Raw genomic sequence first — 26,645 nt, forward strand, 5'->3', positions numbered from 1 at the left:
AAACGATGAAAAAGATATTTATAACATTCATACTTAGTGCCGGTCTATTTGTATCGTGCGCAGATTTAGAGGTAACACCTACCTCTTTCGTAACCGAAGATAATTACTTTAAAACACAGGATGATGCGATTGCGAGCGTAACAGCGGTTTATGCTTCCTTAAGCCTTGATCCGGGAGAGCAAAGTTTATTCGGAAGAAACCTTTATTTCTTAACCGATATGGGATCTGATTATGCTGCTGCCGGAGTTTCTGCAACGAACCCTCAGGTAAGAGCAATGAGCAGTTTAACGCACGATGCCACTAATGATCGTGTTCAGGTAGCATGGCGCCAGATTTACGCGGGAATCAACAGAGCTAACGTTTCTATTGATAATATTCCTAAAGTTGCTGGTACGGAAGCTGTTAAAAACAGATTGATTCTGGAAGCAAAATTCATTAGAGGTTTACTATACTTTCAGGCGGTTCGTATTTGGGGAGGTGTTCCAATTGTTTTACACGAGCCAACTTCTATTGAATTGGAAAACTTAAAAACCAAGAGAGCTTCTGTTGAAGAAGTTTATACTCAAATTATTTCAGACTTAAAAGATGCTGAAAGTCTGCCATCTACTTATCCTGCAACGGATGCCGGACGAGCAACTTCGGGAGCTGCAAAAGCGATTTTAGCTAAAGTATACCTGACTAGAAAAGACTGGCCAAATGCAATTGCAAAATCAAGAGAAGTAATTAATGGCGGATATGGCTATGCGCTTTTTGAAAGTTTTGGAGACATTTTTAATAAAGCAAAAAAGAATGGTAAAGAACATATTTTTTCTGTTCAATTTGAAAAAAACCAAGCTGGAAACGGTTCCAGTGGGAGCACTTTTCAATCTACTTCATTTACGGGATTTACAGCAACAGAACCGGCTGATATTATATCGGATGTAGCCTTGTTTTATGATATCTATGCTCCTGAAGATACCAGAAGAGATGTAAGTTATGCCAAACAATTACTAAATCCGGCAACAGGAACGCTGTACACTTTTCCAAAACCGATTTTTAAGAAATATTTGGATTTGACCAATTTGGCAACTCCGGGGAACGTAGCAATCAATTTTCCTCTTATTCGTTATGCCGACATTTTATTGTCTTTAGCTGAAGCGATAAACGAGCAGGGAGCGCCAACACCTGAAGCTTATGAGTTGATTAATCAAGTGAGAAGAAGAGCTTACGGAAAAGATATCAATACGCCAGATCCAACGGTAGATTTAGCTGGATTAACACAAATCACTTTTAGAGCTGCCATTCAGGAAGAACGCAAAAAAGAATTTGTTCAGGAAGGACAAAGATGGTTCGACTTAGTGCGTTGGGGAACTTTAGTTACTGAAGTAAAAAAGGTAACCGCTAAAAACTCGGTTTCTGAAAGAAATAATCTGTATCCGATTCCGCAAAGCGAAAGAAGCATTAATCCAGACGGTTTACCACAAAACCCTGGCTATTAACAACTAACCACAAAAAATACTACGTTATGAAAAAGTTTAAAAATAGCATTTCAATCAAAAGTCCACAAAACGGACTTTTGATTACTGCACTTCTAGTTGCACAATTTGGTTTTGCACAAACAAAACCAGAAGAATTTAAAGGTGTAATTGGAAAAACCCTGGCCGAATCAAAAGAATATTGGCCAGAACCTGTGACAGCTCCAAAAGGTGCTCCAAATGTGGTCTGGATTATTTTAGATGATGTTGGTTATGGAGCTTCAAGCGCTTTTGGAGGTTTAATTGAAACTCCGGTTTTAGAAAGTTTAGCCAACAACGGACTGCGATATACCAATTTTCATACTACTGCGATTTGTGCTCCTACCCGTTCTGCATTATTGACAGGAAGTAATTCTCATAAAGTTCATGTTGGAGGATTCTCACACACGATTATGTCTGCAGGATTTCCGGGTTGGGACGGAAGATTGCCTTCTAAAAACGGAACTGTTGCTGAAATTTTGCGTGATAAAGGATATAATACTTTTGGCGTGGGTAAATACGGTGTAACTCCTGATGAAGAAGCTACTGATGCCGGACCTTTTGATCACTGGCCAACCGGAAAAGGATTTGAGCATTTCTTCGGCTTTTTAGGTTCAGCAACCGATCAGTATAAACCTGATTTAATTGAAGATCAGGCGCACATTACTCCTGATGGAAGACATTTGAGCGAACAAATTACAGACAAAGCGATCAGTTATATTGGTAGACAACAAAAAGCTGCTCCGGGAAAACCATTCTTTTTATATTATTCTCCGGCAGCCGTTCATGCACCTCATCAGGTCGCTGCAAAATGGAGCGATCCGTACAAAGGAAAGTTTGATGATGGTTGGGATGCTTACCGTGAAAAAACAATAGCCAATCAAAAGAAATTAGGAGTTATTCCTGCCAATGCTGTATTGCCAGAACGCAATCCGCTTATTGCAGACTGGAAAAAATTGACTCCTGATCAGAAAAAAGTGTATGCAAAATTCATGGAAGTTTATGCCGGATATCTGACGTATACAGATTATGAAATTGGAAGATTGGTTAAATATTTAAAAGAAATCAATCAATTGGATAATACGTTAGTTTTTGTTTTAATTGGTGATAACGGAGCAAGTAAAGAAGGAACATTACAAGGTGCTGTCAATAGACAAACTTATGTAGTTGGAGAAACAGATGATAAAGTATTCCAAAATAATTTAAACCGAATTGGTGAAATTGGAACACCTGAAACCTATACTAATTATCCTTTAGGCTGGGCACAAGCAACAAATGTTCCTTTTAAAGACTGGAAACAAGATGCCAATTCTGAAGGTGGAACGCACAACCCATTGATTGTTTATTATCCAAAAGGAATTAAAGAGAAAGGCGGAATCAGAACGCAATACAGTCACGTAATTGATATTTTGCCAACAACACTTGATATTTTAGGAGTGAAAGCGCCTGAAACTATCCGAGAAATTAAGCAAGATACTATTCAGGGATATTCATTTTTCAATTCTTTGAATGATGCAAAAGCAGTTTCGAATCATAAAATTCAACATTATTACATTTTTGGGGCAAGAGCTATTTATAATGATGGCTGGAAAGCCGCAGCAGCACATCACCCAAATTCAATTGAAGCTAAAGAAGCATTGAGTGATCCAAAAAAAGCAGGGCTTTTAAATGCCGATTTTGACAAAGATGTTTGGGAATTGTACAACGTCAATGAAGATTTTAATGAACAAAAAGATTTAGCTAAAAAATATCCTGAGAAATTAGCCGAATTAAAAAAATTATTTGATGAGCAAGCTAAGAAAAACAACCTCTATCCGTTAATCGACTGGCAGGATGTTTACTTAAGAAAAATTCACAAAACACCTGCTACGGAAGGGAAGTCTGCTCAGGAATTATTGACCAAAGCAAACAAGTAAAATTTTAGCTTAAAATCATACTAAATCCATAGAATAAACAAATATTTAAAAAAAGAAATAATGATAAAAAATAAAATTAACTCAAAAATCAAAAGTCCAAAGAAAGGACTTTTGATTACTGCAATACTTCTTGCGCAATTGGGTTTTGCACAAGAAAAACCGGAAGAATTTAAAGGTGTAATCGGAAAAACTTTAGCCGATTCGAAAGAATACTGGCCAGAACCTGCAAAAGCACCAAAAGGTGCTCCAAATGTGATCTGGATTTTATTAGATGATGTTGGATTTGGAGCTTCAAGTGCTTTTGGAGGTTTAATTCAAACCCCAACTTTTGATCAGTTAGCCAACAATGGTTTACGTTATACTAATTTCCATACTACTGCAATTTGCGCCCCTACCCGTGCGGCACTTTTGACTGGTAGAAATTCTGGAAGAGTTCACGTAAGCGGATTTTCACATACTATTTTATCAGCCGGTTTCCCAGGTTGGGACGGAAGAATTCCTTCTGATAAAGGAACTATTGCAGAGATTTTACGTGCGAATGGCTACAACACTTTTGCCGTTGGTAAATATGGAGTTACTCCAGATGAAGAAGCCACAGATGCTGGTCCGTTTGACAGATGGCCAACCGGAAAAGGTTTTGATCATTTCTACGGATTCTTAGGGTCTCAAACGGATCAATACAACCCAGATTTAGTTGAAGATCAGGTTCACGTTACGCCTGACGGACGCCATTTAAGCGAATTGATCACAGACAAAGCAATTAGCTATATTAAAACGCAGCAAAAAGCAGCACCTGGAAAACCATTCTTTTTATACTATGCACCGGGAGCAGCTCACGCACCGCATCAGGTTGCTACAAAATGGAGCGATCCGTACAAAGGTAAATTTGATAAAGGCTGGGATGCTTACCGCGAAGAAGTTATTGCAAACCAAAAGAAACTGGGTGTAATTCCGGCGAATGCTGTTTTACCAGAACGTAATCCGTTGATTACAGATTGGAAAAAACTAACTCCGGATCAAAAGAAAGTATATGCTCGTTTCATGGAAGTCTATGCAGGATTTTTGACTTATACTGATTATGAAGTTGGAAGAGTGGTTAATTATCTAAAAGAAACAAATCAGTTAGACAACACCGTAATTTTTGTTGCGATTGGAGATAATGGAGCCAGTAAAGAAGGCACTACAGAAGGAACAATCAACCAAAGTTTGTTTTCTCAGGGAGTATCTGAAGATGAAAATCTGAAGAAAAACTTAGCTAATATCGACGAAATCGGAACAGCAAAAGGTCTTAATACCAATTATCCTTTAGGATGGGCACAAGCAACAAATGTACCTTTCAAAAACTGGAAACAAGATGCACAATCTGAAGGAGGAACTCATAATCCACTGATTGTTTATTATCCAAACGGAATTAAAGACAAAGGCGGTATCAGAAATCAGTACAGCCATGTAACCGATTTGCTTCCTACAACTCTTGATATTACGGGAATAAAAGCGCCGGAATATATCAAAAATGTGAAACAGGATATTATTCAGGGGTCTTCGTTCTATGCTTCTTTGGATAATGCTAAAGCAGAATCATTACACAAAGTTCAGTACTACTATATTTTTGGAAACAGAGCCATTTACAAAGACGGTTGGAAAGCTGGAGCAGCGCATGCGAATCCATTTACCTCATCAAAAACTACCGGTAAAAATCAAGCACCTGCTGAAAGCAATTTCGATACTGATGTTTGGGAATTATACAACTTAAATGAAGACTTTAATGAACGTAATAATTTAGCAGCGAAGTATCCTGAAAAATTAGCAGAACTTAAAAAGCTGTTTGATGAGCAGGCAAAAGAAAACAATGTTTATCCGCTAATTGACTGGAACGATGTAATAACCAGAAAAATACACAATACGGGTACTGATAAAGGTAAAACAGTTCAGGATCTGATTAAACAAGTAACTAAGTCGGGAAGCACCGGAAGTTCAAATTAGTAAAATTTTATCCTGCAAGTTTTAGAAACTTGCAGGATAAAATTCAATTTGCAAATAATAAGAGAAAGCAAAAATAGAATTGAAACAACTTATATAACAAAATCTTACAAAATAATTAAATTTAACTCTACTAATTAGATAGAATTAATAGTTTTATTTTCTATTTTTACATCAATAATCTAGTGGTGGATTTTAAAACAGGTTTAAAAAGATTTTATAAAGTATTTAAGCAATAAAAAAAAGAAGCAATGAAACGAGTAGACTATGAAATTATAGGAAAAAAAATCATCGTGGGAGCGATTGTTTTTTTAGTTCCGCTTGTCATATTGGCGGGAGGTTTAGCATTAATTAATCAATTTTTAAAATAAGAATCATGGCGTTAGATCAAACAAAATTGAAAAGAGACTTAGGGATTAGTCTTTTTATTTACAGTTTGCCGGTATTGGCAATTTTCTTATATTTTAAACTAAATAATGGTCATGTGTCAGAATCACATCTAACGCTACCAACCTATTTAGAATTTTTGCAACCTGCATTTAAAAATATCAGAAGTTGGGGATTAATTGCATTTTCAATTGTTTTAGGAATTGTTGAATTCGCGGCAGGATTGTATGATGATCATTGGACAGGACGTGAACGTAAAGTTGATATCATCTGTTTTTTAGCTCCAAAATTACTTTTACCACCTGTAATTACATTTTTCAGTTTAACTGCTTTACCTTATTTATTACCAAATTTGGCTAATACATTATCATGGGTTCCTTTTTGGGGTGGTTTTTTCTTAATTGCAATTGCTGATGATTTAACACAATACTGGTATCACAGATTGCATCACCAGGTTCCGTTTTTATGGCGTTTTCACAGAACACACCATTCAGCTCCATATATGGGAATGGCGATGGCTTCGAGACAAAACTTCCTTTATACGGTATTCTTCTCTCAAATATATTTGACTGCGACCTTAACTTACTTAGGATTGGGATTACCAGCTTTATTTGTTTTGGTTATCAAAAGTATCATTACTTTGGGAGCGCACTCAAGTCTTGCCTGGGACAAACCATTTTACAAATACAGAGTGCTGCATCCAATCGCGTGGGTTTTAGAGCGTTTGATTTCGACTCCTGCAACGCATCATGCGCATCATGCAGATACAAGCGGAGACGGCGTTGGCCACTTTAAAGGTAATTTCGGAAACATGTTTTTCATTTGGGATGTCATTTTCGGAACGGGTTTAATCACTCGTAAATTCCCTCAATCATATGGAACCAAAACCTACAAAAGTGAAGAATGGTATGCACAATTTTTGTGGCCAATATTCAAATCTAAAATTGAAGGAAGCCCATTAGCAGATGGAGTTCTTTCTCTTCCGACTTCTCAAAAAGAGAATGCCGTACCAACAAATCAAAATGTTTACGAGCCCGTTCAGTCGTAAAAAAAAATAAAATCTATGCAGAGCTATTAAATGTTCCATTTGATAGCTCTGTTCTTAAAATTAAAAATCATGGCGATAGTTCAAAAAGAAAAACTAACAAGAGATTTAAGTATTAGTCTTATACTATACAGTTTGCCAGTATTGGCAATTTTCCTTTATTTTAAATTAAGCAATGGCGTTGTAAGCGAATCGCATATTACCCTGCCTTCTTTTTTAGAATTTGCAAAACCCGCTTTCGAAAACATCAGAACATGGGGATTAATCGTTTTTATGCTTGTCCTGGGGATCATAGAATTCGCGGCAGGTTTATATGATGACGAATGGACAGGCGAAGAACGTAAAATTGATATTATATGTTTTCTTGCTCCTAAATTAATTTTACCTCCAATAATTGCTTTTTTCAGCTTAACAATTTTACCAAATTTAATTCCGAATCTTGAAAACTCGCTTTCATGGGTTCCATTTTGGGGAGGCTTCTTCTTAATTGCCGTGGCCGATGATTTGACACAATATTGGTACCATCGTTTGCATCATCAGGTTCCATTTTTATGGCGTTTTCACAGAACACATCATTCCGCTCCATATATGGGCGTAGCGATGTTGAACAGACAGAATTTTATTTACACTGTATTTTTCTCTCAGATTTACTTAACCGCTACTTTAACTTATTTAGGTTTGGGATTACCGGCTTTATTTGTCCTTGTTATCAAAAGTATTATAGTATTGGGAGCGCACTCTAGTGTTGCCTGGGATAAACCTTTTTATAAATACAAAGTATTACATCCGATTGCGTGGGTTTTAGAACGCTTGATTTCGACTCCCGCAACGCATCACGCACATCATGCCGATACGAGCGGAGACGGTGTTGGGCACTTTAAAGGCAACTTTGGAAACATGTTTTTCATTTGGGATATCATCTTCGGAACAGGTTTAATTACCAGAAAATTTCCAAAATCATACGGAATGAAATCGTACAAACAAGAAGAATGGTACGCCCAATTTTTATGGCCCATATTCAAATCTAAAAAAGAAGGAAGTGCTTTGGCTGATGGCGTTTTATCCGTGCCATTGAGACCAAAACCGGAAAATATCAGTCCGAGCCCGGTTTACGAGCAGGTTCAGTCTTAAAAAATAAATAAGCTTTATAAAAAATAAATGTAGCAGTGCAATCAAAATTAAATCTTGAAAGCACTGCTAATTTTTATTGCTTCCTGTAATTCTAAATCTAAAAATTATGAAGACCCAAATATTCAAAAATAGTTTCGCAGTTGTATTTTTTCTTTTCACCATAAGTGGTTTTTCGCAAGATAAAAGCTCCAGTAGTATTGTATTACTGGATGCCTTTTATGCGAAAATTAAAAGTCAAAAAAATCCACAAATAATTGATGCAAGAGGCGCTGATGAATTTGCATTAAACCATATTGAAGGCGCCTTAAACTTCAATCTTAAATCAGAAGATTATGAAAAACAGGTTGTCGCTTTAAATCCGGCACAACCTGTATTTATTTATTCAATTGCCGCCTACAGAAGTGGGCTTCTATCAACCGAATTAATAAAAAGAGGCTTTTCTGAAGTGTATATTTTAGAGGGTGGAATTGCCAGCTGGATTGGTGGCGGAAAACCTTTTTATACCAATTTAAAAAGCAAATTAACATTACCGGAATACAAAAAAATCATCGCTGATAACAATTATGTTTTGGTAGACATTGGTTCAAAATATTGCGCAACCTGCAGAACAGTTAAACCAATTTTAGAAAATCTCAGAACACAATATGGTGAGAAACTGAAAATAGTTCAAATTGAGCTGGAAGAAAGTCCGCAAGTTATAGCAGACTTAAAAACCGTAAAAGTCTTCCCTACTTTGATCTTATATCAAAATGGAAAAATTGTTTTCAAAAAAGACGGTTTAGGAGATTTGAAGAATGATGTTGATTTGGCTTTGGCATCTAAATAATAATTCATTTTCTAATAAGAAACACTGTAAGCTTTGTCAAAGTTTAAAACTTTGACAAAGCTCTAGAACTAAAAAGACTAAACAATAAAAAACCATGGCATTAACCAAAACCAAAAAAATCGTTTTCTCGATTCTAACCATACTATTAATCATAGCGATATTTTTATTCTGGCCGATCAATACAGATGGAACATTGATAAAACCAAATGAAAAATTAGTCGAAGGAAAAGCAGCATTTTTAGCTCAAAAAGATACTTCAGGAACCGCAGAAAAAAAACCTAATATCATTATTCTGCTTGCGGATGATTTAGGAAAATATGATATTTCATTGTACGGAGGAAAATCTACTCCAACGCCTCAAATTGATTCGCTAGCTGCTTCAGGAGTAACTTTTACAGATGGTTATGTATCTTCTTCTATTTGTTCGCCTTCGCGCGCCGGATTGCTTACAGGCCGTTATCAGGAACGTTTTGGACATGAATTTCAGCCCGGCGATCGCTATCCAAAAAATAACTTAGAATATTACGCTTTTAAGTACTTAATCAATACCAATAATTGGCGATTGAATGATAAAATCGAATATCCAAACGATGCTTCAATTGCTACTCAGGGTTTGCCACAATCTGAAATTACTTTTGCCGATTTGGCCAAAAAAGAAGGCTACAACACCGCAATTATTGGAAAATGGCATTTAGGACACAACAAAGGATTTTTTCCTCTAGACCGAGGTTTCGATTATCATTACGGGTTTTATCAGGCTTTCTCGCTTTACACGCCTGAAGATGATAATCCGGATATCATCAACCACCATCACAAAGATTTTACCGATAAAACAATTTGGGGAAATGGTCGTGTTGGTATTGGACAAATTCGTCGTGATACTACTATTATAAAAGACAAAAAATATTTGACCGAAACCTTTGCTGATGAAGCAGAAGCGTTTATTGATAAAAATAAAACAAAACCTTTTTTACTTTACGTTCCGTTCAACGCACCGCATACACCTTTTCAGGTTCGCAAAAAATACTACGACCGTTTTCCGAATGTAAAAGACGAAAACAAACGTGTTTATTTTGCCATGATCAGCGCTTTGGATGATGCTATTGGTCGCATCAGAGCTAAAGTCAAAAAAGAAGGTTTAGAAGAAAACACCTTAATCATTTTTGCCAGCGATAATGGTGGCGCCGATTATACTTTTGCAACCACAAATGCACCTTTAAAAGGTGGTAAATTTTCTCATTTTGAAGGTGGTGTAAATGTTCCGTTTGCCTTGTCATGGAAAGGAAAAATCAAACCACATACAATCTATAAATCACCGGTAAGTACTTTGGATATTTTTACTACGATTGCTTCCGTTACACATTCCGGTTTACCAAAAGATCGTGTTTATGACGGAGTAGATCTGATTAGTACTGTGAATGAAAATAAAATAGCTCATAAAACTTTGTATTGGCGTTCTGGCGACGCAAAAGCGATCAGAAGCGGTGACTGGAAATTAATCATTAGCGGAAAAACGCATCAGGAATGGCTTTATAATTTGGCTTCAGATAAATCTGAAACAACAGATCGTACTCAAAAAAATCCAGCCAAAGTAAAAGAATTACATACAGCTTTGCAAAACTGGGAAAAAGGTTTGGTTAAACCTTTATGGCCCAATTTAACACATTATGAATTTGATTTTGGTAAACAAAAATACTTTGTTGATTTGTAAAATCCCTACTCCTGCAAGGTTTCCAAAACCTTATTGGTTTATTATTTAACACTTTTTAAAATCTATCCATTAATACCTACAAGGTTTTGAAAACCTTGCAGGAAATAAATATAAAATGTCAACCCAAACAAAAAAAATTACCATCCACGAAGATTGGACCGTAGTTATTCTCGGATTCCTGATTATCATAATTTCTCTCTTTATTTTCCTTCCCGAAGTTCCCATTTTTAAATGGTCAAACGGAACAGAATTGTTACACGATGTCTTTAATTTTGGCAATCTGAAAATCCTTGGAATCCAATTTCTATATCTGATTTCAATTGGAACTTTGGGCGCTTTTTTAATTGGAAAATCGGTTAAATATTTTTTAGTGGTTTTTCCAATCGTCTATTTCTTAACGGTAATTGCCTTGATAATTGCAGGAAATACTGAAATAAAAGCCTTAAATTTAGAAGCCGTAATTTTCAGTTTGATAATTGGTTTGGCTATTGGCAATTTTTTCAAACTTCCGGAATGGTTTCGCTCTGCCCTTTCTACAGAAGTTTTCGTAAAAATCGGATTGGTTTTATTGGGAACCAGCGTGATTTTTTCAGATATCCTGAAAGCTGGTTCTTTGGGATTAATTCAGGCTCTGGTTGTTGTTTTATCGGTTTGGTATTTTGCTTTTTGGCTTTGCCGAAAATTAAAAGTAGACGACGAATTGACGATGATGATTTCGAGTGCAGTTTCCATCTGTGGTGTCTCTGCAGCAATTGCAACATCCGGAGCGATAAAAGGCGATTCAAAAAAACTGTCTTATGTTATTTCGATTGTTTTGGTAACTGCCATCCCAATGATGATTTTCATGCCAATAATTGCCAAATATTTCAATTTTCCGGAAGAAGTCACCGGAGCCTGGCTGGGAGGTAGTATTGACACTTCGGGTGCTGTTGTCGCTTCTGGAACTTTGGTTGGAGAAACAGCTTTAAAAATCAGCACCATCGTCAAGTTTTCTCAAAATGTATTATTAGGATTAGCGGCCTTTGCAATCTCTGTTTACTGGACGTATACGCATAATAATTCGGCGGAAGCCAAAACATCAAAACCTACATTAAAAGTAATTTGGGAACGTTTTCCAAAATTTGTAATTGGTTTTATTCTGGCATCAATAGTATTTTCTTTTTTCCTTACGTCAGAAGTTCGGGACGGAGTAAAAGACAGTTTAAAAAATTTACAGGGAATCTGGTTTGCATTAGCATTTACAAGTATTGGCTTAGAAACCAATTTTAAAGATCTCTTTCAAAATAATAGTAAAAAACCGCTATACGCCTTTCTAATAGCCCAATTATTCAATGTTCTTGTCACACTACTAATAGCTTTTTTACTTTTTAGTAAATAATTAGATTACCACTATAAGTCTGAATATCGACTTATTAAATTTAAAATAAAATGAAAAAATTATCTCTTACATTCAGCCTTTTTCTTTCTTCAGTTTTACTGATTCAGGCTCAAAACAAAACGACCTCAACTGCTTCAAAACCCAATATTATCCTGATTATGGTGGATGATATGGGTTATTCCGATTTAGGAAATTATGGCTCTGAAATCAAAACCCCTAACCTCGATAAATTAGCCAGCGAAGGTTTACGCTTACGCGAATTTTACAATAACTCGATTTGTGCACCAACTCGTGGATCGCTCTTAACGGGACAATACCAGCACAAAGCCGGAATGGGTTTCTTTGATGTTAATTTGGGATTGCCAGCGTATCAGGGTTATTTAAACAAAGAATCTTTGACATTAGGCGAAGTTTTTCGTTCTGGTGGTTATAGTACTTTACTTTCAGGAAAATGGCATGTTGGCTCTGAAGATCAGGCGCAATGGCCTAATCAACGTGGTTTTGATAAATTTTACGGCATCTTAAAAGGAGCGTCGAATTACTTTGATACCAAAGGATTGCCTTTCGGAAAAACACCTTATCCCGTAAAATTGATTCGAAATAATGAAGAACTGCATCCAAAAGATGATTCGTATTATTTTACAGATGAAATTGGGAATAACGCTGTCACTTTCTTAGACGAACAAAATAAAGAGAATAAACCTTTCTTTTTGTATTTAGCCTTTACCGCACCGCACTGGCCGTTGCAGGCAAAACCGGTTGATATTGCCAAATACAGAGGGAAATTTGACGAAGGCTGGGATGTTTTAAGAGAAAAAAGAATTGAGAAACTAAAAGCAAATGGCATTTTGCCAGCTGATCAAACTGTGGCACCAAGAGATCCTGAAGTTCCGGAATGGAGTAAACTAACGTATGACGAAAAACAATTCTGGAAAGCTAAAATGGAAGTTTATGCTGCAATGGTCGACAATATGGATCAGAATGTAGGGAAAGTATTAGACAAGTTAAAAGCGCTTAAAAAAGACAAAAATACACTGATAATCTTCATTTCAGATAATGGTGCACAAGGTGGATTTAACACTTACAATCCGCTTGGAAGAGGTTTAGTTCGAAATGACGGACCAGTTGGGACTTCAGGATCATTTGATTATCAGGAACAAAACTGGGCTTATTTATCGAACACTCCATTGCAGCAATACAAAAATAACATGCACGAAGGTGGTTTCAGTTCTCCTTTTATTGCATGGTTTCCATCCAAAATAAAAGCGGGCCGAATCGATAAAGGAACTGGTCATATTATTGACCTCGCTCCTACTTTTTATGAATTGGCCGGAATCGAATATCCCAAAACATATAATGGTGTGACAACAAACCCTTTGGTTGGAAGCAGTTTGTTGCCTGTTTTATTTAATAATGTTTCGCAGGTCGATAGAGGCGCACCATTATTTTGGGAAAGAGCAGGAAACAGAGCCGTTCGCGATGGCAAATGGAAATTAGTTTCAACCTACCCTTCTTATGAATGGGAACTTTACAACATTGAAACGGATCGTGGCGAAACAACCAATGTGGCGCAACAAAATGCAGGAATTGTCAATAAACTTTCTGCCTCTTATTTTGATTGGGCAGACAGAACCGGAGTTGTTGAATACAGCAAATTTAAATTGAAACCAGAGGTAATGCCCGGTGGCGCAATTCTAAAGAAGTAAAAATATCGTGATGATGACTTTAACCAAACGACAGTTAAAATATATTTATTTGAAAATCAATTATTTGACTAAAATTTTAAATTTTATCAATAACTTTAAGCTACCAAAAAGAATAGATTATTAATTAGTAAAAATCCAAAAACAAAATGGCAGAATCTAAACAACAACAGACCGCATTAGGCGATGTTGCAGCAAGGCAGTTAGCAATTGCAACACGTACAGTCCCACAAATCGGAACTATTTCTCCACGCTGGTTAACGCATCTATTGCATTGGACACCTGTAGAATCTGGCGTATTTCGCTTGAATAAAGTTAAAGACGGAAGTCATATCGAAGTAGATTGTTCTGCACGAGACGAAAGGATTTTGCCAAATACTTTTGTCGATTATATCGAAAATCCGAGAGAATATAATTTAGCTGCCGTACAAACAATTGTCGAAGTTCACACCCGTGTTTCAGACTTGTATAGTAAACCATACAATCAGATTACAGAACAGCTTCGATTGGCCATCGAAACCATCAAAGAACGTCAGGAAAGTGAATTAATCAATAATAAAGATTACGGTTTATTAAGCAATGTTGCTCCTTCTCAAATTATAAAAACAAGAACTGGCGCACCAACTCCGGATGATCTTGATGAACTACTTACAAAAGTGTGGAAAGAGCCAGGATTCTTCTTACTGCATCCGTTAGCGATTGCTGCTTTTGGCCGTGAATGTACGCGTCGCGGCGTTCCTCCGCCTACTACCTCTTTGTTTGGATCGCAATTTTTAACATGGAGAGGAATTCCGCTTATACCTTCAGATAAATTACCTATCAAAAACGGAAAATCTAAAATCATATTACTGAGAACCGGAGAAAGCCGTCAAGGCGTTATCGGATTAATTCAGCCTGGTTTACAAGGAGAACAATCTCCTGGATTATCTGTTCGTTTTATGGGAATCAATGAAAGAGCGATTGCTTCGTATTTAGTATCTCTTTATTGCTCTTTAGCCGTTTTGGTTGATGACGCAATTGCCGTTTTGGAAGATGTAGAAATAGGAAAGTATCATGAGTATAAATACTAACGAAAACGGATTGCCAAACATTGACGATTTGCAAAATTTAGCCAATGAGTTGTTCCAAACTTTACCCAACGAATTTCCCAAGGAGATTTCGTTGAGTCCCGATAAAGCAGAACATCCTCGTGCAACAAAAATTGCAGAAACACTTTTGCATGCTGGCGGAGCAAATATCATTGCACCATTTCCAACGCAAAGTCCGTTAAATGTACAGCCTTCTCCAACTTCGTTTAGTGGTTTTGGAGTTTCTCCATCAATTGCTAATCAAAGTTCGAGTGCTTCTGCATTGTATCCTAATGCAGGTGCCGGTTTTGATCCTCAATACGGTATTCCTTCCTCTGGAATTCCTGAAGATAATAGCGTAAACATGAATAATCCACATACTGGTTTTCAAGATATTAATTTGAAAAACGGAAGTGCACCACAAATTAATGAGGAATCCTTTTTTTCGTCATTGCTTTTGAACAATCAATATTTACCATTTCAGAGTGAAAATTCTTCTTTTGAGGCAGAATTAAAAGTGGCTCTGGAAATGGTTGATACGCAATTCAGAAAACGTGTTGATTTTCCGTCAGGCGGAAGTGAATATGCAAATTCGTATTATTTTTTAGATCAGAATCCATTTGCTTTTGATCAAAAAAACACAAATGCAATTGTTGGAAATACTTTTGGATTAAAAGAATTTGGCGGCATTACAGGGAATAATTTTAATGCAGAATTAATCAAAAAAGATTTCCCAATTCTGCGTGAGACTGTAAATGGAAAACCCTTAGTTTGGTTTGATAATGCGGCGACGACTCAAAAACCGCAAGCTGTAATTGATCGTGTTGCTTATTTCTACGAGCATGAAAATTCGAATATTCATCGCGCGGCACATGAGTTGGCAGCGCGGGCATCTGATGCATACGAAGCAGCTCGTGAAAAGGTAAAAACGTTTTTAAATGCCGGTTCTGTAAATGAAATCGTATTTGTTCGTGGTGCTACAGAAGGAATTAATCTTGTGGCGCAAAGCTGGGGCGATCCTAATTTGGTCGCCGGAGATGAAATCATAGTTAGCAATCTGGAACATCATGCGAATATTGTTCCTTGGAAAAGACTGGCCGATAAAAAAGGTTTGAAATTAAGGGTAATTCCGGTTGACGATGACGGTCAGATTTTGTTGGATGAATATGCAAAACTGCTGAATTCAAAAACACGTTTGGTTGCTTTTACTCAGGTTTCAAACGCCCTCGGAACTGTAACTCCTGCTAAAAAAATAACTGAAATGGCACATGCTGCCGGAGCGAAAGTTTTAATAGATGGCGCGCAATCTGTTTCGCATATGAAAGTTGATGTTCAGGATTTAAATGCGGACTGGCTTGTTTTTTCAGGTCACAAATTATTTGGCCCAACCGGAATTGGAGCATTATATGGTAAAGAAGAATTGTTAAACGAAATGCAGCCTTATCAATCTGGCGGTAATATGATTCAGGATGTGACTTTTGAGGAAATAAAATACCACAAAGCACCCAATCGTTTTGAAGCCGGAACTGGCAACATTGCCGACGCAATAGGTCTTGGCGCAGCCATCGATTATGTTACCAAAATAGGAATCGAAACTATCGGTCAATACGAACATTATTTGTTAGAATACGCTACCCGATTGCTAAAGGAAATTCCGGGTGTACGTTTGATAGGAACTGCAAAAGATAAAGCAAGTGTTTTATCCTTTAATTTGCAAGGATATACCAATGATCAGGTTGGGCAAGCTTTAAATAAAGAAGGTGTTGCTGTAAGAACCGGGCATCATTGTGCTCAGCCAATTTTACGCAGAATGGGAGTCGAAACTACTGTTCGTCCCTCAATAGCTTTTTATAACACAACGCAAGATGTAGATACTTTTATAAAAACGTTATGGGAACTAAAAAAAGTTCGATTTTAGATTTAAAAAAGTAACTGCTTTTTTTGATATTTTAAGTAATTAAACCAAAAGCGACTGTTTTACTGAACAGTCGCTTTTTTATAGTGAAATTTGAAAATTAATTATGATGCCATAGCAATTTGTCTGGATGCAGCTGGCATAGACAATGTGAACGGATCTGAATAACCTGAAAAAAAGGTGTCTAATATTTCCTGAAAAACAGGATGTGCATTTTCAGCCTGAGAAAAAAGTGTCATAGAAGAACGCAATTTTCTTGCACCCAATTCTCCTAGTATAGCCTCAATAGATCTTGTTTTATAACTTAATAAAAGCTCTGAAATCTCAATCAAATGTTTAGATAAAATGGGATGATTAAGAAACTCTTCTGCTTCTTTAACACCATTAAGAGCATAATAGTGAGAAATAGTACTTTTTCCTAAACCTTTTATTTGAGGAAAAATAAACCACATCCAGTGTGTTTCTTTTTTCCCTTTTTTAATTTCAGAAAAAGCAGTAAGATAAAGTTTGTTTTGTGCGTCTAAGAAACGTGTAATATCATTATTTGCGTAGGCCATTTTTGAAATTGAATTTAAGTTTGTAATCCAGTTATTGATTGTTTGTCTTCTAATCAAATGAAATAAAATGGCTAATTTTAATTTCCTTATTGAAGACATCCAAAACTACTTATCATCCTCATCTAAAAGTTATATAATTATTTTTGATTGTTACATAATTTCATATGTCATAAAAAACAAAAAGCTGCAAGACTCTTTATCTTGCAGCTTTTGTTTGTATTAACAAAAAAACCTAATCTCTAAAATCGTTCAAAGATTTCTCGATAATTTCTAAACATTCCTGAATTTGAGTTTCGGTCATTACTAATGGCGGCGCCAATCTAATTTTATTCCCGTGAGTAGGTTTGGCTAATAATCCGTTGTCTCTAAATCTTAGACAAATTTCCCAGGCTAAATCCGAATCTTCACCACAATTAATTACGATAGCGTTCAACAAACCTTTTCCGCGAACCAGCGTAATCAAATTATTTCTTTCCGCAATTTCGTTTAATCCTTTTCTTAAAATAATTCCTAAACGCTCTGCATTCTCAGCCAGTTTTTCTTCTTTTATAACTTCTAAAGCTGCAATCGCAACCGCAGCTGCAACAGGATTTCCTCCAAAAGTAGAACCGTGTTGTCCCGGTTTAATCACATTCATGATTTCGTTATTACACAAAACCGCTGAAACCGGATAAACTCCTCCGGAAATTGCTTTTCCTAAAATTAAAATATCCGGCTGCACATTTTCGTGATGAACCGCTAATAATTTCCCGGTACGCGCAATTCCGGTTTGAACTTCATCAGCAATAAACAAAACATTATGTTTCTCACACAAGGCTTTTGCTTTTGCCAAATAACCTTCAGAAGGAACATAAACTCCTGCTTCGCCCTGAATTGGTTCAACTAAAAATCCTGCAATATTTTTTGATGATTCTAATGCTTTTTCAAGAGCTTCAAGATTATCATATTCAATTTTTATAAATCCATCTGTAAACGGGCCGAAGTTTTTACGTGCAGTTTCATCATTAGAAAAGGAAATAATAGTAGTTGTTCTTCCATGGAAATTATTTTCACAAACTATAACCTGCGCCTGATTTTCCGGAATTCCCTTTACTTCATAAGCCCATTTTCTACAAACTTTCAATGCCGTTTCGACCGCTTCTGCACCAGTATTCATTGGTAGAACTTTATCAAAACCAAAATACTTTGTTACATATTCTTCATAATTTCCTAATTGATCATTGTAAAAAGCGCGTGATGTTAAAGTCAGTTTTTGAGCCTGATCAACCATTGCTTTCACAATTTTAGGATGACAATGTCCTTGATTTACTGCAGAATAAGCCGATAAAAAATCATAATATTTCTTTCCGTCTACATCCCAAACATATACACCTTCTCCTCTTTCCAGTACAACCGGAAGCGGATGATAATTATGAGCTCCGTATTTATTTTCTTTTTCAATCAAAATTTCTGATTTTGACGAAAGGGTATTTTCAGTATGAATCATGATCTGTCTTTTTAGAGTTGCAAAAGTATTAAAAAATATTAATTCAAGCCATTAAAAACAAACATTTGACTTAAATTTCATAAAAATAAGTCAAAATACACGCTTTTATATTTAAAAAAGTAAAATATGATTTTAGTATAAAATCAATCTTATAACCTTTTATTAAAAAAAATAATTACTTTTATGAATATAAAAAGGTAAACTCAACTTATAAGGAATGGAAACATTAGACGAATTTGATATCAATATAATTAAGGAATTGGAAAAAGACGGGAGAATGGCTTTTTCTGCAATTGCTGCAAATTTGAAAATATCAAACACGATGGTGCATCAACGTATCAACAGAATGATAGAACAAGGTGTAATTGGTGGTATAAAACCAATTATTCAGGAAAAAAAGATTGGCTATGACTGGGCTTCTTTTACCGGAATTACACTGAATAAAGATTCGGATTCTGATCGAATTATCGAAGCCTTAAAAGATATTCCGGAGATTACTGAATGTTATTATGTAACGGGTTCATTTACACTTTATATCAAAATTATTGCGAAGAATCACGAACACATGCGAAGAATTCTTTACGAAAAAATTGATAGCATTCCCGGCATTGCCAAAACAGATTCCATTATTGAATTGGGTTGCGCATTTAAAAGAAATATTACTTTATAAATCATGTTTTATTCTTTAAAAATACTAAAACTGACTTTTCTATTCTGTTGTATTAGTTTTCAAATCTCGGCACAAAAAATCAATTCAAAAGAAGTTGACCGGTTAGAGAAACTAGCGCAACAAGTTACAATTATTCGAGATAATTGGGGCATTCCTCATATTTACGGAAAAACAGATGCTGATGCTGTTTTTGGTTTGCTTTATGCACAATGCGAAGATGATTTCAAAAGAATTGAACTGAACTATATTGAAAAACTGGGACGTCTTTCAGAGATAAAAGGCCAATCTGTTTTATACAATGATTTAGAAATTAAACTTTTAATTGATGTTAACGAAGCCAAAGCAGACTATAAAAAAGCACCTTCATGGCTTAAAAAACTACTGAACAGTTATGCAGATGCCATCAACTTTTATCTTTATAAACATCCGGAAGTAAAACCGGCACTTTTAACGCATTTTGAACCGTGGTTTCCCTTGCTTTGGACAGATGGAAGTATTGGCGCTATCAGCACTGCAGATCTTTCTATAGGCGAATTGAAAACTTTTTATTCTGGAAATAATGATAAAGTAGCTTATGTAGAAAGAGAGAAATACGTTCAGACGGGCTCAAATGGTTTTGCTTTTGCTCCTTCAAAAACGATTGACGGAAATGCAATTTTATACATTAATCCGCACACTACTTTTTACTTCAGACCAGAAGTTCAGGTTACTAGTGAAGAAGGTCTAAACGTTTACGGGGCAGTAACCTGGGGCCAATTCTTTATTTATCAGGGATTCAATGAAAATTGTGGTTGGATGCATACTTCATCAAACGTAGATGTTGCAGATATGTATGCCGAAAAAATCACTTATAAAGACGGAAAACTATTTTACGAATTCGATAAAAAACTTTTGCCCGTAATCGAAAAAGAAATCACCATAAATTATACGGAAAACGGAAAATTAATTCCGAAGAAATTCAAAACCTATTCCACCAATAATGGTCCAATTATGGCTAAACGTGACGGGAAATGGGTCAGTTTAAAATCGAATAATCGTTCAATGACCAGTTTGATTCAGAGTTGGGTTCGAACAAAATCCAAAAACTTTGACGATTACAAAAAAGCAATGGATTTAAAAGCTAATACCTCCAACAATACGGTTTATGCCGATAATAAAGGAAATATTGCGTATTGGCACGGTAATTTTATTCCGATAAGAGATAAAAACCTGAATTGGTCAAAAATTATTGATGGTTCCATTTCATCCACACAATGGAAAGGTTTACACGAAGTGGATGAAACAGTTCATTTATATAATCCTGCAAACGGCTGGCTTCAGAATTGTAATTCTACTCCTTACTCTGTTGCTGGAGAAAATAGTCCAAAAAGAGAAAATTATTTACCATACATGGCTCCGGACGGGGAAAATTTCAGGGGAATAAATGCTGTTCAAATTTTCAGCAAAGGCGATAAATATACTTTAGACAAAGTAATTGCTGACGGTTACGATTCTAAATTATCCATTTTTGAAATTTTGATTCCGAGTCTGGTGAATGTTTTCGAAAAAAACATAAAACCTGAATATCCCGACTATAATGAATTATCAGAAGCGGTTACAATTTTGAAAAACTGGGATTATTATGCTAAAGAAAATTCAGTGGCAACGACATTAGCAGTTGAATGGGGCTATAAATTAGATCCTATTATTCTAAAAGCTTATACTAATGCAGGTGAATTAGATCAGGTGGATAACACAAAAAAATTCGCTGTAACCGCAGGAGTTGATCAACTAATTCCACAATTGCAAACCGTACTGAAAGAATTAAAATCGAAATGGGGGACCTGGCAAGTAGCCTGGGGAGAAATTAATCGTTTTCAGCGTTCAAGCGGTGCTATAGATTTGAAATATGATGATTCGAAACCTAGTTTGCCAATTGGTTTTGGCCCAGGTTCATGGGGAAGTTTACCTTCTTTTAAAAGCAGTTACCAAAACGGTTCTAAAAAACGTTACGGTTACAACGGAAACAGTTTTATTTGTGCCGTTGAATTTGGTCCAAAAATAAAAGCAAAATCATTATTAGCCGGAGGAAACAGTGGTGATGAAAACTCAAAGCACTTTACCGATCAGGCTGAAATGTATCGCAAAGGACAATTTAAAGATGTTTTATTCTATAAAGAAGACGTTATAAAAAATGCTGAAAAAACATATCATCCGGGCGAATAATTTCAATCTTAGATGATACCATTTATAAACCTCGTAAGAAATAGCTTTCGAGGTTTTTTTCTAACATATTATTTCTGATATTTGTTTAAAATTGTAAAACGATGAAAAATTCAGCCCTAATTATTTTTGCTAGTATACTGTTTTCTAACACTATAATTGCACAATTAAAACCCGTACAATATGCTGACGGTGATCAGAAATTAAATGGTTTAGCCATAAAATCTGCTAAAAAAAGCAGTAATAATCCAGGAATTTTACTTTTACCGGCGTGGCTCGGAATTGATACTGCTTCAAAAGGTATTGCAGAGAATCTGTCAAAACTAGGCTATCATGTTTTTATCGCTGATATTTATGGTGAAGGAAATTATCCCAAAAACACTACAGAAGCAGGAAAACAAGCTGGTTTCTATAAAACAAATTACGAAGCTTATCAAAAAAGAATCAATCTTGGTTTACAGGAATTAATCAAATCGGGAGCAAATGCAGATAATATTGTCGTTATTGGATATTGTTTTGGAGGGACTGGAGTTTTAGAAGCTGCACGTGGTCATTTGAATGTAAAAGGAGTAGCTTCATTTCACGGAGGTTTAGGCAAAGATGCTGCGCGACCTGCAACACCAATTACTGCTAAAGTGCTAGTTTGTCACGGTGCTGATGATCCTTTTGTTTCTAAAGAAGAAGTTACCGCTTTTCAACAGGAAATGCGCGATTCAAAAGCCGATTGGCAAATGATTTATTATTCAGATTCTGTCCATTCTTTCACTAATCCTGAAGCAGGAAATGACAATTCTAAAGGAGCTGCCTACAATGCTGTAGCTGCTAAGCGATCATTTGAACATTTGCAATTGTTTCTTGATGAAGTGTTAAAAAAATAACAACTTGCTTTAATGGCAAGCCAGCGTAAACCGGTTTAAATCCGTAACATCCGCGGGCAAAATAAACTAAAACCCAAAAACAACCAAAACTAACCAATGTCACATAGTCCAATTAGAAAAGATAAAACCTGTTTGAATTGCAGGCACGTTGTCGAACAAAAGTTTTGCCCAAACTGCGGGCAGGAAAATACAGATTCACGAAAAACTTTTCATCATTTATTTATTCATTTTTTTGAAGATTTAACGCATTATGAAAATGCATTTTGGAAAACGATCAAAAATCTTCTTTTTAAACCTTCCACTTTAACTAAGGAATATTTATCCGGAAAAAGATTATCCTATCTGGCCCCTGTTCGTCTTTATATTTTTATCAGTTTTATTACTTTCTTATTGATTGCCATGTTTCCTAATAAGGTAACTGAGAATCTTACCAAAAGTGAAAAAGAAATCACTTCAAACCTGGTAAAACAAGATAAAGATGAAAAAGTTAAAAATTCAAATGATGATAAAAACTACTTTGAATCAAAAACAATGAAACAAGTCAATAAAAATTACTTTCACTTAAAAACAATGAAAGAAATTGACTATATTCAAAAATATGGAAAAGAGAGCGAAAAACTTTCTGATTTTCAATATTGGGTTTATGAAAAAGCTGTACATGTTACTGAACATAATACCAAAAAGCAAATTATCGAAAAATTCATCGAGTCTTTTATTCATAATATCCCCAAAATTCTGTTCATTATAATGCCTTTCTTTGCCTTCTTTTTATGGATTTTTCATAGCAAAAAGAAATGGTACTATTTTGATCACGGTATTTTCACCTTACATTATTTCTCCTTTTTACTTTTAATATTTCTCCTTTTATTTATTACTACCAGAGTAATTGGCTTATTTGGAGAAAACGGCCCACTTACTTTCGTTGGTAATATTATTAACTTCGTTGGAATTGTCTGGATGTCTTATTATTTTTATCCGGCACATCATCGTTTTTATGGCGAAAGCAGAATAGTTTCATTTGTTAAAAGTTTTATCTTATTTTTTATAAACTTCTTTTTTATCCTATTTTTACTCACTTTTTATGTGCTATATATATTTATCAACTTACACTAAACTATTCAATGAAAAAAATTGCAATTCTATTACTAATTGCTTCAGCATTTTCATGTAAAAATGTACAGTCTGTTGCTTCAAAAGACAACTCAGACCCTACCAAATACATGAACAGCATTACAGCAAAAGACTTAAAAAAAATGCTTTACGTTGTAGCTTCTGACGAAATGGAAGGCCGCGAAACAGGCTCGAAAGGACAGAAAAAAGCAGGACTTTATATGATTGAGCAATACAAAAAAAATAAGATCTCTTTCCCAAAAGGTGCAACAGATTATTACCAACACATTCCTGCAGCATTTTTGAATGCAAAACGTAATGAGAATCTACCTGATTCTGAGAATATCTGGGCCTATATTGAAGGTTCTGAAAAACCAGATGAAGTCCTTGTAATTTCAGCGCATTACGATCACGTTGGAATCAAAAATGGAGAAATCTATAACGGAGCAGATGATGATGGTTCTGGAACAGTAGCTGTTATGGAAATTGCTAAAGCATTCGCCAAAGCAAAAAAAGATGGCCACGGACCAAAACGTTCTATCTTGTTTCTACACGTAACTGGCGAAGAACACGGTTTACACGGATCTCGTTATTATTCTGAAAACCCATTGTTTCCAATTGCAAACACTATTAGTGACATCAACATTGATATGATTGGACGTCGCGACGTAGAACATGCTAAAACTAACAACTATGTCTACGTAATTGGTGCTGACAGACTTTCGTCAGATCTTCATAATGCTGTTGTGGCTGAAAATAACAAATACACTAAATTAGATTTAGATTTTAAATTTAACGACCCTAAAGATCCAAATCATTTTTACGAGCGTTCTGACCATTATAACTTTGCTAAATTTGGTATTCCTGCTGTTTTCTTCTTTAATGGAGTGCACGAAGATTACCATGGTAAAGGCGACGAACCAGAAAAAATCGAATACGACGCTTTAACAAAAAGAACACAATTGGCATTTGTTGTAGCATGGGATTTAGCGAATAGAGAGAATAGACCGGTAGTTGATAAAAAATAGGTTCTTGTTTAGGGACAAAGCTTCAAAGTTGCAAAGGCTCAGAGGTCTTTTTTAAAGTTTATTAAATTCTAAGCAACTAAATTTTTAAAGTAAAAGCAAAAAAAGGGATGAGTTTTAAAAACTCATCCCTTTTTTTTATATTCTAGATTCCTAAAAGAAAAACCTTTGCACCTTTGAACCTTTGCACCTTTTCTAGTCATTCATAGAAATCAAAAACTCCTCGTTATTTCTGGTTTTCTTGAAACGGTCGTTTACAAAATCCATAGATTCTACAGGATTCATATCTGACAGATATTTACGCATAATCCACATTCTTTGTAATGTTTTCTCATCTAATAACAAATCGTCACGACGTGTACTTGAAGACGTAAGATCGATTGCAGGGAAAATACGTTTGTTGGCGATTTTACGATCCAACTGAAGTTCCATGTTACCGGTTCCTTTAAATTCTTCAAAGATAACCTCATCCATTTTAGAACCAGTTTCAGTCAATGCTGTTGCAATGATACTCAATGATCCACCGTTTTCAACATTTCTAGCTGCTCCAAAGAAACGTTTTGGTTTTTGTAATGCATTAGCATCAACACCTCCACTTAATACTTTTCCAGAAGCTGGCTGCACTGTATTATATGCTCTTGCTAAACGGGTAATTGAATCTAATAAGATTACAACATCATGTCCGCATTCTACTAAACGTTTTGCCTTTTCTAAAACAATATTTGCAATTTTTACGTGTTCTTGTGGTTCTCTGTCAAAAGTAGAAGCAATAACTTCTCCACGAACACTTCTTTGCATATCTGTAACCTCCTCAGGACGCTCATCAATCAAAAGAACGATCAAATAAACTTCAGGATGGTTGGCTGCAATCGCATTAGCAATGTCTTTTAACAACATTGTTTTACCGGTTTTCGGTTGTGCGACTATCATACCACGTTGTCCTTTTCCTATTGGAGAAAATAAATCAATAATTCGGGTTGAAATAGAACTTCCTTTTTCTGCTAATTTAAATTTTTCAGAAGGAAAGACCGGAGTCAGGTGTTCAAAAGAAACTCTATCGCGAACTACCTGCGGATCGTGACCATTAATTTTTAATACACGAACTAAAGGAAAAAACTTCTCGCCTTCTTTTGGAGGACGAACCACTCCTTTTACAGTATCTCCGGTTTTAAGACCAAATAACCTGATTTGTGAAGTTGATAAATAAATATCATCAGGAGAAGCTAAGTAATTATAATCTGATGAACGTAAGAAACCGTATCCGTCAGGCATCATTTCAAGAACACCTTCACTTTCGATAATTCCATCAAATTCAAAATCTGAATCTCTGAAATTATTCTTTTTATTTTTATGATTTGGATTTTGGTTTCCGTTATTCCCGTTACCATTTCCATTTTGGTTTGGATTCTGGTTAGGGTTTTGGTTCGGATTTTGATTTTTATTCTGATTTGGATTTATTTTTTTTACCGGAGCATTCCCTTCAACTTTTTCGACAACCGGAGCCGGAGCTACAGTTTCTACTTCAGTTTCAGTTGCTTGCTCAGAAGCAACTTCTTTTTCCTTTTGTAAAGCAACCTTTTTCTCGTAAGCAGATTTATTAAATTTTACGATTTTCGGTCCTTTTTTCTCTACCGGTGCTGGCTCTGCAGCTTCCTGAATCTTTGAAGCCGGCTGAATTTTCACACTTGGTTTTGAAATTTTAGGTGTTACCACTTTTTCTGGTGCCTCTTCTATCTTCTCAGCTGTTTCCTCTACCTTATCAAACTCTAAAACAGGAGCATTTTTATTAGGTACTACTTTTTTAGTCGGAACAATTCTTGCTCTCTTAGGTTTATCATCTGCTATTTCTGCCTGAGGCGCAACATTGACATGCGGCTTTTCAGCCGTTTCCTGATGTGCTAAAATCTGACTGATTAAAGTCTCTTTTTTAACGCCATTAAACTTTATAGTTTTAGCTAACTTAGCTATTTCTTGAAGCTCAGAAAGCTTCATTTCTTTTAATGCAGAAATATCAAACATGAATATTCTATGAATTTAATTATTTTAAAGGAAATACTGTAAAAAGAATAGGTAGATAATTGTTTTCAATTGACCGCAGTATGAAGTGCTTACGGTATTATGATGCAATAATACGAATAAAATTTAATCATACAATAGTATTTTAA

The 26,645-nt window shown here is 35.6% G+C and carries 19 protein-coding genes; 16 read left to right on the top strand and 3 right to left on the bottom strand.

The window, feature by feature from the left end:
* Positions 1-5 precede the first annotated feature (5 nt).
* From IRZ99_RS08335 to IRZ99_RS08385, 11 genes are all read left to right on the top strand, one after another.
* Positions 6-1,478 carry a RagB/SusD family nutrient uptake outer membrane protein gene (locus IRZ99_RS08335; RefSeq protein WP_194656843.1) on the top strand — a complete coding sequence of 491 codons (1,473 nt, stop codon included), beginning with the start codon at positions 6-8 and terminating at the stop codon, positions 1,476-1,478.
* 26 nt (positions 1,479-1,504) lie between these two features.
* Complete coding sequence (locus IRZ99_RS08340) at positions 1,505-3,409, top strand: arylsulfatase (protein ID WP_194656844.1); 1,905 nt, start codon at positions 1,505-1,507, stop codon at positions 3,407-3,409.
* A 60-nt stretch (positions 3,410-3,469) separates the two neighbouring features.
* On the top strand, positions 3,470-5,392 hold the full coding sequence (locus tag IRZ99_RS08345) for an arylsulfatase (protein ID WP_194656845.1): 1,923 nt from the start codon (positions 3,470-3,472) through the stop codon (positions 5,390-5,392).
* A 373-nt stretch (positions 5,393-5,765) separates the two neighbouring features.
* Entirely contained in the window at positions 5,766-6,824 is a 1,059-nt protein-coding gene (locus IRZ99_RS08350) for a sterol desaturase family protein (protein ID WP_194656846.1), read from the top strand.
* A 69-nt stretch (positions 6,825-6,893) separates the two neighbouring features.
* Positions 6,894-7,952, top strand: coding sequence for a sterol desaturase family protein (locus IRZ99_RS08355; protein ID WP_194656847.1), 1,059 nt, complete (start codon positions 6,894-6,896; stop codon positions 7,950-7,952).
* 106 nt (positions 7,953-8,058) lie between these two features.
* Complete coding sequence (locus IRZ99_RS08360) at positions 8,059-8,778, top strand: thioredoxin domain-containing protein (RefSeq protein ID WP_194656848.1); 720 nt, start codon at positions 8,059-8,061, stop codon at positions 8,776-8,778.
* 94 nt (positions 8,779-8,872) lie between these two features.
* The gene (locus IRZ99_RS08365; protein WP_194656849.1) at positions 8,873-10,489 is read left to right on the top strand and encodes a sulfatase-like hydrolase/transferase; all 1,617 of its coding nucleotides are present in this window, start codon (positions 8,873-8,875) and stop codon (positions 10,487-10,489) included.
* 115 nt (positions 10,490-10,604) lie between these two features.
* Positions 10,605-11,867 carry a YeiH family protein gene (locus IRZ99_RS08370; protein ID WP_194656850.1) on the top strand — a complete coding sequence of 421 codons (1,263 nt, stop codon included), beginning with the start codon at positions 10,605-10,607 and terminating at the stop codon, positions 11,865-11,867.
* Between the two features lie 50 nt (positions 11,868-11,917).
* Positions 11,918-13,573, top strand: a complete 1,656-nt coding sequence (locus IRZ99_RS08375; protein ID WP_194656851.1) for an arylsulfatase — start codon at positions 11,918-11,920, stop codon at positions 13,571-13,573.
* A gap of 146 nt (positions 13,574-13,719) precedes the next feature.
* On the top strand, positions 13,720-14,640 hold the full coding sequence (locus IRZ99_RS08380) for a family 2A encapsulin nanocompartment shell protein (protein ID WP_026984580.1): 921 nt from the start codon (positions 13,720-13,722) through the stop codon (positions 14,638-14,640).
* A complete protein-coding gene (locus IRZ99_RS08385) occupies positions 14,624-16,555 on the top strand; it encodes a family 2A encapsulin nanocompartment cargo protein cysteine desulfurase (protein ID WP_194656852.1) in 1,932 nt (643 codons plus the stop codon). Before IRZ99_RS08380 ends, IRZ99_RS08385 begins: the two co-directional genes overlap by 17 nt.
* Before the next feature lie 101 nt (positions 16,556-16,656).
* Here the strand turns inward: IRZ99_RS08385 and IRZ99_RS08390 are convergent, their stop codons facing one another.
* On the bottom strand, positions 16,657-17,109 hold the full coding sequence (locus tag IRZ99_RS08390) for a DUF1810 domain-containing protein (RefSeq protein ID WP_194656853.1): 453 nt from the start codon (positions 17,107-17,109) through the stop codon (positions 16,657-16,659).
* A 232-nt stretch (positions 17,110-17,341) separates the two neighbouring features.
* On the bottom strand, positions 17,342-18,595 hold the full coding sequence (gene rocD, locus IRZ99_RS08395; protein WP_194656854.1) for an ornithine--oxo-acid transaminase: 1,254 nt from the start codon (positions 18,593-18,595) through the stop codon (positions 17,342-17,344).
* 217 nt (positions 18,596-18,812) lie between these two features.
* On the opposite strand from rocD, the gene IRZ99_RS08400 reads away from it, so the two are divergent.
* The 5 genes from IRZ99_RS08400 to IRZ99_RS08420 all read left to right on the top strand — a co-directional run bounded on the left by IRZ99_RS08400 (position 18,813) and on the right by IRZ99_RS08420 (position 24,483).
* On the top strand, positions 18,813-19,265 hold the full coding sequence (locus tag IRZ99_RS08400; RefSeq protein WP_026984584.1) for an Lrp/AsnC family transcriptional regulator: 453 nt from the start codon (positions 18,813-18,815) through the stop codon (positions 19,263-19,265).
* A gap of 3 nt (positions 19,266-19,268) precedes the next feature.
* The gene (locus tag IRZ99_RS08405) at positions 19,269-21,470 is read left to right on the top strand and encodes a penicillin acylase family protein (RefSeq protein ID WP_194656855.1); all 2,202 of its coding nucleotides are present in this window, start codon (positions 19,269-19,271) and stop codon (positions 21,468-21,470) included.
* A gap of 101 nt (positions 21,471-21,571) precedes the next feature.
* Positions 21,572-22,345, top strand: a complete 774-nt coding sequence (locus tag IRZ99_RS08410) for a dienelactone hydrolase family protein (RefSeq protein WP_194656856.1) — start codon at positions 21,572-21,574, stop codon at positions 22,343-22,345.
* A gap of 96 nt (positions 22,346-22,441) precedes the next feature.
* The gene (locus IRZ99_RS08415; RefSeq protein WP_194656857.1) at positions 22,442-23,458 is read left to right on the top strand and encodes a DUF3667 domain-containing protein; all 1,017 of its coding nucleotides are present in this window, start codon (positions 22,442-22,444) and stop codon (positions 23,456-23,458) included.
* An 8-nt stretch (positions 23,459-23,466) separates the two neighbouring features.
* A complete protein-coding gene (locus IRZ99_RS08420; protein WP_194656858.1) occupies positions 23,467-24,483 on the top strand; it encodes a M28 family peptidase in 1,017 nt (338 codons plus the stop codon).
* Between the two features lie 192 nt (positions 24,484-24,675).
* Here the strand turns inward: IRZ99_RS08420 and rho are convergent, their stop codons facing one another.
* The gene (gene rho / locus IRZ99_RS08425; protein WP_194656859.1) at positions 24,676-26,499 is read right to left on the bottom strand and encodes a transcription termination factor Rho; all 1,824 of its coding nucleotides are present in this window, start codon (positions 26,497-26,499) and stop codon (positions 24,676-24,678) included.
* Between the last annotated feature and the right edge of the window lie 146 nt (positions 26,500-26,645).

The sequence above is a fragment of the Flavobacterium sp. LC2016-12 genome, assembly GCF_015351595.1.
Classification (GTDB): domain Bacteria; phylum Bacteroidota; class Bacteroidia; order Flavobacteriales; family Flavobacteriaceae; genus Flavobacterium.

Coding starts and splice junctions, on each gene's coding strand:
- IRZ99_RS08335 (WP_194656843.1), top strand. CDS start 6: ATGAAAAAGATATTTATAACATTCATACTTAGTGCCGGTCTATTTGTA.
- IRZ99_RS08340 (WP_194656844.1), top strand. CDS start 1,505: ATGAAAAAGTTTAAAAATAGCATTTCAATCAAAAGTCCACAAAACGGA.
- IRZ99_RS08345 (WP_194656845.1), top strand. CDS start 3,470: ATGATAAAAAATAAAATTAACTCAAAAATCAAAAGTCCAAAGAAAGGA.
- IRZ99_RS08350 (WP_194656846.1), top strand. CDS start 5,766: ATGGCGTTAGATCAAACAAAATTGAAAAGAGACTTAGGGATTAGTCTT.
- IRZ99_RS08355 (WP_194656847.1), top strand. CDS start 6,894: ATGGCGATAGTTCAAAAAGAAAAACTAACAAGAGATTTAAGTATTAGT.
- IRZ99_RS08360 (WP_194656848.1), top strand. CDS start 8,059: ATGAAGACCCAAATATTCAAAAATAGTTTCGCAGTTGTATTTTTTCTT.
- IRZ99_RS08365 (WP_194656849.1), top strand. CDS start 8,873: ATGGCATTAACCAAAACCAAAAAAATCGTTTTCTCGATTCTAACCATA.
- IRZ99_RS08370 (WP_194656850.1), top strand. CDS start 10,605: ATGTCAACCCAAACAAAAAAAATTACCATCCACGAAGATTGGACCGTA.
- IRZ99_RS08375 (WP_194656851.1), top strand. CDS start 11,918: ATGAAAAAATTATCTCTTACATTCAGCCTTTTTCTTTCTTCAGTTTTA.
- IRZ99_RS08380 (WP_026984580.1), top strand. CDS start 13,720: ATGGCAGAATCTAAACAACAACAGACCGCATTAGGCGATGTTGCAGCA.
- IRZ99_RS08385 (WP_194656852.1), top strand. CDS start 14,624: ATGAGTATAAATACTAACGAAAACGGATTGCCAAACATTGACGATTTG.
- IRZ99_RS08390 (WP_194656853.1), bottom strand. CDS start 17,109: ATGGCCTACGCAAATAATGATATTACACGTTTCTTAGACGCACAAAAC.
- rocD (WP_194656854.1), bottom strand. CDS start 18,595: ATGATTCATACTGAAAATACCCTTTCGTCAAAATCAGAAATTTTGATT.
- IRZ99_RS08400 (WP_026984584.1), top strand. CDS start 18,813: ATGGAAACATTAGACGAATTTGATATCAATATAATTAAGGAATTGGAA.
- IRZ99_RS08405 (WP_194656855.1), top strand. CDS start 19,269: ATGTTTTATTCTTTAAAAATACTAAAACTGACTTTTCTATTCTGTTGT.
- IRZ99_RS08410 (WP_194656856.1), top strand. CDS start 21,572: ATGAAAAATTCAGCCCTAATTATTTTTGCTAGTATACTGTTTTCTAAC.
- IRZ99_RS08415 (WP_194656857.1), top strand. CDS start 22,442: ATGTCACATAGTCCAATTAGAAAAGATAAAACCTGTTTGAATTGCAGG.
- IRZ99_RS08420 (WP_194656858.1), top strand. CDS start 23,467: ATGAAAAAAATTGCAATTCTATTACTAATTGCTTCAGCATTTTCATGT.
- rho (WP_194656859.1), bottom strand. CDS start 26,499: ATGTTTGATATTTCTGCATTAAAAGAAATGAAGCTTTCTGAGCTTCAA.